Origin of the sequence: Saccharibacillus sacchari (assembly GCF_037722395.1) — a bacterium.
Classification (GTDB): domain Bacteria; phylum Bacillota; class Bacilli; order Paenibacillales; family Paenibacillaceae; genus Saccharibacillus; species Saccharibacillus sacchari_A.
Genome location: NZ_JBBKAR010000016.1, coordinates 203,271 through 215,811, shown reverse-complemented (window position 1 = coordinate 215,811; position 12,541 = coordinate 203,271). Strand labels below are relative to the sequence as shown.

The following is a 12,541-nucleotide window of genomic DNA, read 5'->3' as shown; positions in this document are numbered from 1 at the left end:
CTTCTTAGCATGTTGCGATCTGTTAAATCTTCATTTGAGCTGCTTTAACGAGCAGGATCTACCTGCCTTTTTTCTTCATATAATAAAACACCGGCAGCCCGACCAACGTGATTCCGATGCCGATCAACGAACGTCCCGGACTGTCCGTCAACGTGCTGCCCAAAATATACAATCCGCCCGCGATGCCGATGATCGGCGTGACCGGATATAGCGGCACGCGGTAACGGCCTGCCGACGGAGCTACGGTGCGACGCAGAATGAAGACCCCGAATACCCCGGCCGTGAAGAAGATCCATAGCACGAAAACGAGCAGATCGGTCAATGTATTGAACGTGCCGGAAAAAATATAGATGACGGCGAGCGCGGCCTGAAACATCAACGCGTTCGCAGGCGTGCCGAATCTCGGATGGATACGCCGCAAAAAGCCGGAGAACGGCGCAATGCCGCGTTCGCCCATTGCTTGCGGCACCCGCGCGGCGGTCATCAGATACCCGTTCAACGCGCCCAAGACCGAAACGATGATGCCCGCCGTAATAAACGCGCCGCCTCCGCTGCCGAGCAGAGCCTGAGCGGCGTCCGCTCCCGGCGTCGGCGACGAGACGATCTGCTCGAACGGCAGCGCGCGGAAAATAGCCAGATTGAATAGCACATACACCGCGATCACGAACGAAACGCCGATCAGAATGACTTTAGGCAACGTTTTGGCCGGGTTTTTCATCTCGCCCGCCATATTGGTTACGCCGATCCAACCGTCATAGGCCCATAGCGTACCGAGGATCGCCGCGCCGAAGCCTGCCGCTCCGGCGGTTAAGCCGGATACGCCGGCGAAGCCCGGCTGCGTGCCGGAGATCAGGCCGAATGCCACGATGCCGACGACCGGAATCAGTTTGCCCGCCGTGGCGACCAATTGAATGATGCCGCCGTACTTGGTCGAGATCACATTCATGAGCAAAATGAACAGCAGAATGCCGATCGCGAGCAACTTTTGCTGCAAGCCGTTCATCGGTAAAAAGTAGCCCGAGTACGAAGCGAAAGCGATCGCCAGCGCGGCTACGGATGCGGGATAGGAGATGACCGCTTGCACCCAGCCGAGCAGGAAGCCGACGACTTCGCCGTACAAATCTTCGAGGTAAGCGTACAAACCGCCTGCTTTCGGAATCGTGGCGGCGATTTCCGCGACCGACAAAGCGGAAGCCAGCGTAATGATGCCGCCCGCGACCCAGGCCAGAATGCTCATCCACGGCGAGCCTGCGCTGGCAAGCACGATGCCGGGTTTCAGAAAAATGCCGGAGCCGATAATCATGCCGACCACGATCGCCATGGCTTCGAGGAAGGTCACCGATTTTTTGAGTCCGTTGCCCGATGGGCGGGAAGAGGCTTTGGATAGGTTGGACAAGACGTTCACGTTTCCTTTCGGGTACTGCCGAGACGGCATCGTTGAAATAAACACTTTTTCGGATTGGTCCGTTAATGGAACAAAGCATAAGCAAAGTCTCATTTTAGCATGTTTTCCCGCAAACGAATATGACATCTTTGGTTTGCTTTTTCCGAAACGGTTCGACGGCCCTACCTCGAAAAAACAAACATCTTCCCTGAATAATTTCCATTGTATGCGTTTACAGTAAAAGCCATAATGACTCTAGTAAGAAGAACCAAACCATGAATCAAGGGGAGGAAATACAGTGACAAAGAGAAAAATGAAATGGTTCGGCATGGCGATGACAGGGGTGCTCGCATTCAGCCTTAGCGCGTGCGGCGGAGGCGGCTCGACCGCGAACAACGCGAGCGACGGCGGAGGCACGACGGATTCCGGCACCGCTGCCGGCACGACGGAACCCGCTGCGGAGAACATCACGATCACGTTCCAGAACATCTATCCGGACGCCAGCGATCCGAAAAACCAGATGATGAAAAAAATCGTCGACCAGTATGAAAAAGACAATCCGAACGTGACCATCGAATTGGATTCGCTGAATACCGACCAACAAAAGCTGAAGCTGAAAACGCAGGCTGCTTCGAAAGAAGTTCCGGATATTACGGTAGTAAACCCGGCCGCGCAAATGCAGCCGTTCGTGGACGCCGACCTGTTCGCGCCGCTGAACGACATGGTCGAAGAAAACGGTCTGAAAGACACGTTCCAATCGGGCATTCTGGATTACTACACGTTCGACAACAATCTTTACGCGCTGCCGGACGGCAACAATATCGGCGTCGTATTTTATAACAAAAAGCTGATGGAACAAGGCGGCGTGGAAGTGCCGACGACGTTCGAAGAAATGATCGAAGCGATCAAAACGCTGAAATCCAAAGGCATCCAGCCGATGGTTCTGGGCGAAAAAGACACGTGGACCGGTTCGTTCCTGTTCATGAATATCCTGCTTCGCACCAACGGCGGCCCTGGCTTCCTGCAAGACGTGCTGGACGGCAAAAAGACGTTCGAAGATCCGGCTTACGTCGACGCGATTACGGCGTTCCAACAACTGGTTGACGCGGGGGCGTTCCAGGACGGCGCGACTTCGTTCGACTACAACGCAGGCGAAAACCTGTTCAAAACAGGCACGGCAGCCATGTACTACATGGGTAGCTGGGCAACAGGCGGGATCGAGACGGCTGAAGTCAGCAAAGACGGCAACGTCGGCGTGTTCCAATTCCCGACCGTGAACGGCAAAGGCAATCCGGACGAATTCATGCTGGCGCCGGGCAGCGCGTTCGCGATCTCCAAAGACAGCAAGCACCTGGAAGAAACGAAAGCGTTCCTGAACTACTTCATGCTGAACTTCCCGAAAGAAGCGTTCGAAGCCAAAGGCGCAGTCGGCATCGCGCAGAACGTCGACGGCGACTTCAAAGCGGCGGGTTACTCGGAAATGGCGATGAACGTGCTGGATCTGTTCAAGAAAGTTCAAGGCGGCGACCTGGCGTTCGACAACACGATGAATCCGGCGGTCACGCAGGTTCACCTGTCGGGCACGCAAAGTCTGTTCGTCGAGAAGAAAGACCCTGCTGCGGTGGCGAAAGAACTGCAAACCGCATACGAAGAAAACAAATAATAACGTGAAGCCGGACGGAAACAAAAGAAGGGGACCACAGGTCCCCTTCTCTTCGTCGGCGGCTCACTGAAGGAGGCGGACTTTCGCGTGAACGTATTGAAAGTATCCCGTTGGACGATCGCGGCGTTTATTCTGCCCTGCCTGATCGTGTATGTCGGTCTCGTCTTTATCCCGATTCTCGTTTCCCTGTACAGCGGATTGCTCGATTGGAACGGGATTGGTCAATCCACCTTTGTCGGCCTTGATAACTACGTGAAAATGTTTACCCGCGACGCCGTGTTTTGGCCGGCCGTGCGCCGCACCTTTACGCTGGCCGGATTTTCGATGCTGGTGCAGGTTCCGATCGCTTTGCTGGTCGCGGTCCTGATCACACGGTTCGTTCGTCGGCCCAACTTCCTGGTATCGAGTTATTTCCTGCCGGTCATCTTGTCCGTCGCGATTATCGGGCAACTGTGGAAAACGATCTACAACCCGGCTTCGATGGGCGGAATGATTAACCAAATCCTTACCAGCGTCGGTTTGGAATCATGGACGCATTCCTGGCTGACCGAGCCGAAAATCGCGATCTACGCGATCATACTCGTCTCGCTCTGGCAATATCTCGGCTACCATATTCTGATCCAATTCACCGGCATCCAGAACATTCCGAGCGAAATCTACGAAGCGGCCAAGATCGACGGAGCCGACGGCTTCAAAGCCGACCGTTACATCACGCTGCCGATGGTTCTGCCGATCCTCAAAATCTCGATCGTGTTGTCTTTTATCGGTTCGCTGCAATCGTTCGACCTGATCATGGTCATGACGGGCGGCGGCCCGGCCCATGCGACCGAAGTGCTGGCAAGCCATATGTACAATATGTCGTTCCTCACCATGCAGTACGGCTACGGCAGCGCGATCGCCAACGTGCTGATCACGATCTGCCTGATCGCGACCGTATTGATCAACCTATTGTTCAACCGTCTGGAAAAAAGATATTCGTGATTATTGCCGCTTGACGCATCTTCTCATTATATAAGGAAAGGGGGCTCCGCCCATGAGTCAGTTCGCAAGTTCCGCGGGATCGAAGCCCGCGCTTAAAATTTTGGGCCGTCGCTTCTCGTTCAAAACGGCTATCGCTTTTGTGTTGTTCGGCATCCTGCTGCTTACCCAATTGTATCCGCTGGTATGGCTGCTGATCTACTCGCTCAAAACGAACGAGGAAATTTTGTCGGGCAGTTTTTTCGCCCTGCCTGCCGAGTGGCAGTGGAGCAATTATCAGGGAGCGATCGAAGGCGGGAACTATCTTCGTTATCTCGGGAACAGCTTGTTCGTCACCGCAACCACGATGGCGGGGGTTATTTTGCTAGCGTCGCTGGCGGCTTTCGCGATTGCCCGCTTCCGCTGGAAGTACGGCCAACTCGTGATGCTGCTGTTTTTGCTCGGCATGATGATTCCGATGCAGGGCACGCTGCTGCCGCTGATGATCATTTTCAAAAACCTGCATATCCTCAACACGCATCTGGCGTTGATTTTGCCTTACATGGCGTTTCAAATGCCGATCGCGGTCTTCATCCTCAGCGGATTCCTGCGTTCGATTCCGCACGAGATCGAAGAATCGGCGATCATGGACGGAGCCGGGCCGTTCCGCATTTTCCGCAGCGTGATCCTGCCCGTATCCATTCCGCCGATGATGACCGTATGTATCCTGACTTTTATCAATGTGTGGAACGAGTACATTTTGGCCGCGACGTTCATCTCGTCCGAAAAGCTCAAAACGTTGCCGTTCGGCGTGTACAGCTTCGTCAGTCAGTATTCGGTCAACTACGGCGCGATCGGGGCGTTCCTCGTGCTTGCCGCGCTGCCTGTTATCCTGGTGTACTTCCTGTTGGCAGAAAAAATTACCAAAGGCATGGTGGCGGGTGCCGTTAAAGGTTAAGATGAGTCTATGAGACGCTTAACGAAACGCCTAAACACGATTTACGGCCGGCTGTTTCCGGTGTTCCTGTTCAGCCTGCTCGGGCTTCTGCTGATCGTCAGTCTCGTCTATTATCAACGGGCGACCGAGCAGGTTCGGGATCAAGTGGGAGCCCTGGCCGAAAAAAACATGTCCCAGACGGTGGCGCTGTTCGGGCAACTGTTGGACGGTTACGACAGCGTGACCAAAACGTTGAACAGCAACGGCGAATTGATGCGGCTGCTCGGTCGTTCGTACCCGCCGGCCGGGACCAGCGCGCAAATTCAGGACGAGCGCCGGATCACCGATATTTTGGGCGCTATTTTTTATTCGAGAAGCGATATCGTGGGCATCCATATGCTGACGAACGGAGGCAAGGTGTACAGTTTCGTCCGGTCGACCGGAGCGGTAGTGCAGTCGTATCCGCAGCAACCGTGGTTCGCCGAGCTGAAACGGTCGGAAGGCGATATCCGCTGGCTCGGCGTGTATCCGGAATCGCTGATGAGCGGCTGGACCGGGCAGTCCGTTTTCGCGTTCGGCCGGCAGGTATTCGAATTGGAAGGGTTGAAATCGGTCGGTTATGTGCTGATCGAGGTCGAAGCCGACGCGATCATCTCCGCCGTATCGAACGTCAGTCTCGGGCAAAGCACGCAGATCGCGATCCGCGACGGTTCCGGCCGCGACATCGTTCGAACCGGGAGCGACGCCAGCGCCTGGGCGACCGTGCCGGACGGTTGGCCGGGCCAACTGCTTCCCGACGAGATCCGTTCGTACGAAGGCGGCGACTGGATGCTGACGGCCGCGCAGGTGGAAAAAAACGGCTGGACCATCCTGCGGGCTTCCCCGCAAAGCGATCTGAAGCTGGAGCTGCGCGAAACGCAACAGTTTTTGCTCACCGTCATCGTGGCGCTTATCGTCGCGGCGACGATTCTGTCGACGATCGTCTCGCGTTCGTTTTCCTTGCCGTTCAAGCGTCTGGTTCAGCAGATGAAGCAGGTCGAGACCGGCAACTTCAAAGGCCAGGTGCATATCCAGTCTTATCAGGAAATCAATGTGCTGGTCGGCTCGTTCAACCGCATGGTGCGCGAGATGGACGGACTGGTCGAAGGCATCAAGCAAGCTTCGATCAGCGAAAAAAACGCGCAACTGCAAGCTTTGCAATCGCAGATCAACCCGCATTTTTTGTTCAATACGCTGGATATGATCTACTGGATGCTGGACGAACGCGAAGACGACCGGCTCGAAGGCGTGATTTTGGCCTTGTCCAAAATGTTCCGGTACAGCAGCGATTGGGAAGAAGGCGCGAGGGTGCGTTTGCGGCTTGAATTGGAGCAGTTGAAGTCATATCTCACGATCATCGAGACGCGGCTCGGGCGACGCGTGCTGACGCGGATCGATGTCGAAGAACGCTGGCTGGACGCGCCCGTGCCGAAAATGATTTTGCAGCCGATCGTGGAAAACGCGGTCAAGTACGGACTGGAACCGTTGCGCGAAGGCGGCACGTTGCGGATTTATTCCGAAGCGGACGAGCGGTATTTGCATATCATCGTCGAAGATAACGGAGCCGGAATCGACGCGGTCACGCTTCGGCGGCTGGAGATTCTGCTGGATTATCCGCCGGCGGCCGCGAGACACGTCGAAGGCGGGCGGATCGGCATCGGCTTGCTGAACGTGCAGCGCCGCATCCGTCTGACGTACGGCGACGCTTACGGACTCACGATCCACAGCATACCGGGAACGGGGACGAAGGTAAGAGTGACGTTTCCGCTGCCCGAGGAGGAGGACTTTGCGTGAATATACTCGTCGTGGACGACGAACCGATTATTCGCAGCGGGATTCAACGTACAATTGAGCGAGCTTTTCCGCAGCATCGGGTGGTTCTCGCCGAAGGGCCGGAGGAAGCGGTGCAGCGGCTGAAGAACGAGCTGATCGATCTGGTGCTAACAGACGTTCTGATGCCCGGCATGAATGGACTCGAATTGATGGAAGTATCCCGAACCCTGCATCCGGAGGCCAAGTGGGTCGTGATCTCCGCGTATTCCGAATTCGAATATGCCAAAAAGGCCGTTCGACTCGGGGCCAGAGATTACCTGCTTAAGCCGATCGGCAAAGACATTTTGGTCGAACTTGTTAAAAAAATGAGCGATGAAATCGCCGAGCGCAACGTGCGGGCGAAGGAAAGCCTGTTACTCAAGCAAAATTTACGTTTTCTGCGCGAGGCTGTTTTTGCCAGATGGGCGTCAGGACTGGATCTCGGAGGAATCGATCTGGCATCTTTTACCGAATCGTACCCGGACTTTTATCTATTGATGGTCCATGTAGAGAGCGATACGGATACGAAGCTGGAGCATTTTATTGTAGAAAACGTCATGAACGAGCTGATCGCCTCTTTCGGTCGCGGCTTTGTCGCAAGCATCGACGCCAAAAGCCTGCTCGGGCTGGTCAAACTTGAGCGTGGAAGCATGGCGGGATTAAACGAGGAGCTGCGGAGCTGCTTGAAGCGCTATCTTAAAAAGCCGTTCCAATTGTTGATGTCGAGCCAGATCGAAGATCCTTCCCGAGTGCCCGAGGAGGTACGGCGTATGCGTGAATCGTCGGAATACCAAGTGTACGATCACTACGCCAGCGGAGGAGAGCAGGCTGTCGAAGTGGCGCTTCAGTACATCAAGGCTCGCTATGGCGCCGAGTTGTCGTTGGAAAAGGTGGCGTCCGTCGTTTATCTCAATCCAGCCTACTTCAGCCAGCTTTTCAAGCAGAAGACCGGACAAGGGTTCAAAGAGTATATCACTCAGCTTCGTCTGGAGCACGCCATGGAGATGCTGGGCGAATCCGAGTTGAAGGTCGGCGATATAGCGGAACGTGTGGGCTACCCGGATGTACGCCACTTTTCGCAGGTATTTCGGAAAAAGATCGGAAGCACGCCGTCGGAATATCGGGAGCAAGTGAGAAGCAAATGTTGAATTCGAAAAGGCCGAAAGGCCTTTTTTTGATAGGGAAGGAGTAAAAGCTATAACACCGATTTTTATATAGATTTTTTATTTATTTTTGGTTTTTTATGTTACATTTTGTCGGGGGATGGATAATGTAAAGGGTAGACCTAAAAATTACATAACCGGAAGGGGAAGTGAACGGGTGGAAAACAAAGTTCGGACTTCGCTGCTTCGTCGGATCTTCATGGTGGTATTGGGAGTGATTTTGGTAGCCTCGTCGGCGGTATGGCCGAGCGGGGTTAATCGTGCGTCTGCGGATATTCCTACGAAAGAATGGGCTGACCTGTCTTCGCTCGATTACGGCGATTTGCAAGACGTGGCTTACGGCAACGGCGTATGGATCGCAGTAGGAAGCGGCGGGACGATCTTAAGGTCGACCGATACCGAGAACTGGACTCGCATTCCGAATCCGGAAAGCGGAACGTTGTATGGCGTGAATTATTTGAACGGAACTTGGTTCGCTGTCGGCGACTCGTCCGTCATTTATACGTCGACGGACGGAGTGACTTGGCAGAATCGGCAATCGGTGATCGGAGGGTATTCGCTCTATTCGATCAGCACGGGAGTCGACGAACAAAGCAATCCGGTATACGTAGTCGCAGGCGAAGGGACGCATACTTTCACTTCAAGCGACGGAGCGATATGGACAGCGGGCAACGTGGCTTTGGCCGATAATTACCCGCTGGACGTCGCGTACGGCAACGGACGCTTTTTGGCGGCTTCGAAAACGGCGGGATCGGGTTCCGCTACCGTATCGGAATCGACATACGGAACTACTTGGACAACGATAACTTCCCCTTCTAATTCGGTAACGGGCATCGTGTACGGAGAAGACCGGTTTGTCGCCGGCAGTACCTATTACGGCGAAGTCTATTACTCGCCTGACGGAAGCTCCTGGAGTACAAGTCTTCTTGGCTCGGGCAAAGATACAGCGGTTGTGGATTTGTCTTATAACACGGAGTACCAAAATCTTAGCGTGCTCGTAAGAGACTATAATACGAATTCAATTTCCGCGTATATCGGCTATGCGGATTCGAACAATGAGTGGCTGAAAGAACCTATTCTCCAATCGTCTAACGTAGCGGCCTACTTCAGATCGATTGCCGTGCATGACCAAAACGGCGTGGCCGTAGGCGATAACGGCACGCTGTTCGCCAGAGGCATCGAACTCTCGACGGACAATACGTTGTCATCCCTATCCGTATCGGGAACTCAACTGAACGTGCCTTTCTCGCCGACGACTTTGAACTATACGGCGACGGTCGAAAGCAACGTTACCGAAGTCGAAGTAACGGCCGCCACCACGAGCGACAAAGCGAAATTGTCGATCAACGGTTCGCCTGCGACGAGCGGGCAGGCTTTCAAAGTGCCGTTGAAAGGACCGGGACAAGAAACGCTCGTAACGATCCAGGTCGTGCCTCAATCACCTTCGGCGTCTTCCCAATCCTATACGGTGACGATCAAGCAAAAAAGGGACACCGAACTCAGCTCCCTTGTGATCAGCGAAGGTACGCTTTATCCGGTTTTCGAGCCTCAGCGCTACGAATATTGGACGGAAGCGGCGACCCAGGCTCAAAGTATCAGCGTGACGCCTACGGCGATCAACGCGGGAACGAACGATATCGAGATCTGGATCAACGATTCGCAACCGGTCAAAGCGACTTCCGGCACGGCGACTACTTTGAATCTGCGCGAAGGCAGCAATCATATTCAAATCAAAGTCACGTCGACGTCGTCGTCGCAATCGGTTCCGACCACGTATTCGATTTATCTGTTCCGCGAATACAGCTCTTATTTGAATAATCTGACGGTCAGCGAAGGCACGCTGACGCCAGAGTTCAAACCGCTCGTCAACGACTATGAAGTGTATGTCGGCAATGCGACGCAGCAAATCGGCATCACGCCGACAGCCGCCAGCGAAAGCGCCTCGATCACCGTGAACGGACAACCGACCGTAAGCGGAAGCGTGTATACGGCGCCGCTGGCGGAAGGCTGGAACACGTTCAAGGTCGTAGTCACGAACCAAGGCTATTATCCGAAATCGACCGGCGATATTCAGATCATGGCGCCGATCCCTGTCAATACCGAAACGTATACCGTCTCGGTTTACCGTGCCGGAAAAGAACCGAATCCGTTCCTGGAAAGTTTGTCGATCAGCCCGGGCACGCTGACGCCGTCGTTTGCGCCGTCGCAAACGAATTACTCGGCTACGGTCAGCAATTCCGTATACAATCTGGACGTTTCGGCGATTCCGTTCGACGATAACGTCAAAGTGTCGATTCAAGGCAATCTGGTCAAAGCAGGTCAAACGCAAACCGTGCCGCTTGGAGTCGGTTTGAACGTCATTAATGTGGTCGTGCAAGCCAACAGCGAGATTTCCAAAACGTATACGATTAACGTGACCCGCCAATCCGCGCCGGGAACAACCAATCCCGATCCGGGAACGACAACACCTGTGACGCCGACTACTCCAACGCCAACCACGCCGACACCGACAACTCCCGCCAACGGCTTGGAAGTATTGGTGAACGGTCAACCGACGTTGGTAGTGGCTACAGGTGGTCCCGCGCAAGTCAACGGACAAACCGTCTTTACCGCCACGATCGACACGGCACGCCTGACTACGTTCCTTAACGGAACGACAGGCAGTCCAATCGTCACGATTCCGGTTCGCACGGAAGCCGACCGCGTTATTGCCGTGCTGACGGGAGAAGCCGCGAATCTGCTGAGTTCGCGCAACGCGACGCTTCGCATCGAATCGCTGCTCGGCAATTACACCATTCCGTCTTCGCAGATTCGTCTCGGAACGGCTGCGAATTCTCTGGGGGTGACGGCAGGTTCATCGAACCTGAACGTTAATGTCGTGATCGAGAAAAGCGGAACGAATGTGCAAAACCGCTTGTCCCAAGCCGCGGCAAACGGAGGATTTACCGCCGCGTCCGCGCCTATCGACTTTATGATCACCGCTTCGGCAGGCGACCGCACGGTCGAATTGAACAGCTTTACCGAATACGTGGAACGCGAGATTCCGCTGCCGACAGGCACGAATTCGAATCAGATCACGACCGCCGTCGTGATCGAAGCCGACGGAACCGTGCGTCATGTTCCGACAGCCGTTACGCGTACGGGAACCAACGATTACGCTCGCGTCAACAGTCTGACCAACAGCAGTTACGCGCTGATCTGGAATCCGAAGCAGTTCTCCGACGTGGCCGGCAAATGGTCGCAAGCTTCGGTCAACGATATGGCTTCCCGATTGGTCGTCAACGGGATCGGCAACGACCGTTACAATCCGGAAGGCGCCGTTACGCGCGCCGAGTTCGCAGCGATTCTGGTCCGTGCGCTAGGCCTTCCAACGACCGCTCAAACGACCGGATTCAGCGATGTCGCGTCCACGGAATGGTACGCCGGAGCTGCGTCTACGGCTAACGCTTACGGATTGATTACCGGTTATCCGAACGGTACGTTCCGTCCGAACGCCACGATCACCCGTCAGGAAGCATTCGCGATCCTCGATCGCGCAACGCAGATCGTGCCGCTTCAACCGGCGGACGCTTCCAGCGAACTGAGCAGCTACCGCGATCGCGCGGAGGTGGCAAGTTGGGCCAGAACGTCCACGCAAGCGATCCTCGCTTCGGGACTTGTGCAAGGTAGCGGCGGATGGCTCCGTCCGGAAGCTACATTGTCCCGTGCCGAGTCCGCAGCCGTCGCGCAGCGACTGCTTCAGCAAGGCGGATTGATCGACTAAAGCTAGAAGCTTCGATTCGTGATTATAGGTTCGACCGAAAACTCCGCTTCCTTTTTAAACCGAGGGAAGCGGAGTTTTTTCTGCTTTTGAAACAGAAAACTACCGAAATCAAGAACGAGTACCATGACCGCTTAAGAGGTTAGGTTACGCCCTTCGAACCCCCGCTTAACCCGTGCGTGTTTTCGATGAACGTAAACCTTAGATTTGATGCGGTCAAGCTATTGGATACTTGGATTACACTCAAACTTCAGTATGTTAAAATGGGGATATAAGGAGGAGATGGAATGAGAATCGAGCAAAAACGCGAGATGCTTTGGACGATTGGCGCTTATTTGTTTATAATAGTCTTCTTTATCCTTTTGGCACCCGCTCCGAAAGATATACTGGGAATCATCATTGCCGGCAACGTGATCGGGCTGATTATTTCCCTGCTCAAAATACGCGGGGAAGAAACGAGCAATGAGCGTTTTGTACGCAAACGTGAAGAAAACGGACCTCTGGGTTTTTGGAAGAGTAGTCTATCGGAAAGCATGCGAGCATTCGCTTACTTGTTTATGGGATTAATGATCCTTGCGGTTGTTGTGTATCTGACCGAAGGCGCGAATCTGTTACAAATGCTAATTGAACAGCCTTTGGATACAATAGGCATCCTGACGTTGATTCTGGTTATCGTATCTTTTTTGATGGGAATGGTTTTTCACGCCGGAAGCGAGGATCGTTACGAGAGGCTGAAGCGAAAATTAGAGCGCCAACAATAGGCGTTCTTTTTGTTTTCTCTTCATTTTCAACTCGTAAGAGCCGATGAATAGAACAAATACACTTG

At 54.2% G+C, this 12,541-nt stretch carries 8 protein-coding genes; 7 read left to right on the top strand and 1 reads right to left on the bottom strand.

From position 1 onward, the window contains the following. Positions 1–58: 58 nt before the first annotated feature. Positions 59–1,396 (bottom strand): APC family permease, encoded by a 1,338-nt coding sequence (locus tag WKI47_RS05175; protein WP_340226096.1) that lies wholly within the window; start codon positions 1,394–1,396, stop codon positions 59–61. 286 nt (positions 1,397–1,682) lie between these two features. Between WKI47_RS05175 and WKI47_RS05170 the strand changes: the two genes are divergently transcribed. The 7 genes from WKI47_RS05170 to WKI47_RS05140 all read left to right on the top strand — a co-directional run bounded on the left by WKI47_RS05170 (position 1,683) and on the right by WKI47_RS05140 (position 12,476). Then, positions 1,683–3,047, top strand: coding sequence for an extracellular solute-binding protein (locus tag WKI47_RS05170; RefSeq protein WP_425355429.1), 1,365 nt, complete (start codon positions 1,683–1,685; stop codon positions 3,045–3,047). An 87-nt stretch (positions 3,048–3,134) separates the two neighbouring features. Further along, positions 3,135–4,028 (top strand): sugar ABC transporter permease, encoded by an 894-nt coding sequence (locus WKI47_RS05165; RefSeq protein ID WP_340226095.1) that lies wholly within the window; start codon positions 3,135–3,137, stop codon positions 4,026–4,028. 52 nt (positions 4,029–4,080) lie between these two features. Next, the gene (locus tag WKI47_RS05160) at positions 4,081–4,962 is read left to right on the top strand and encodes a carbohydrate ABC transporter permease (protein ID WP_340226094.1); all 882 of its coding nucleotides are present in this window, start codon (positions 4,081–4,083) and stop codon (positions 4,960–4,962) included. Between the two features lie 9 nt (positions 4,963–4,971). Beyond that, positions 4,972–6,774 (top strand): sensor histidine kinase, encoded by a 1,803-nt coding sequence (locus WKI47_RS05155; RefSeq protein ID WP_340226093.1) that lies wholly within the window; start codon positions 4,972–4,974, stop codon positions 6,772–6,774. Beyond that, complete coding sequence (locus WKI47_RS05150) at positions 6,771–7,940, top strand: response regulator transcription factor (RefSeq protein WP_340226092.1); 1,170 nt, start codon at positions 6,771–6,773, stop codon at positions 7,938–7,940. The genes WKI47_RS05155 and WKI47_RS05150 overlap by 4 nt, the downstream gene beginning before the upstream one ends. A gap of 172 nt (positions 7,941–8,112) precedes the next feature. Continuing rightward, complete coding sequence (locus tag WKI47_RS05145; RefSeq protein WP_340226091.1) at positions 8,113–11,718, top strand: cadherin-like beta sandwich domain-containing protein; 3,606 nt, start codon at positions 8,113–8,115, stop codon at positions 11,716–11,718. Positions 11,719–12,002: 284 nt separating this feature from the next. Continuing rightward, a complete protein-coding gene (locus WKI47_RS05140) occupies positions 12,003–12,476 on the top strand; it encodes a hypothetical protein (RefSeq protein ID WP_340226090.1) in 474 nt (157 codons plus the stop codon). Positions 12,477–12,541 lie beyond the last annotated feature (65 nt).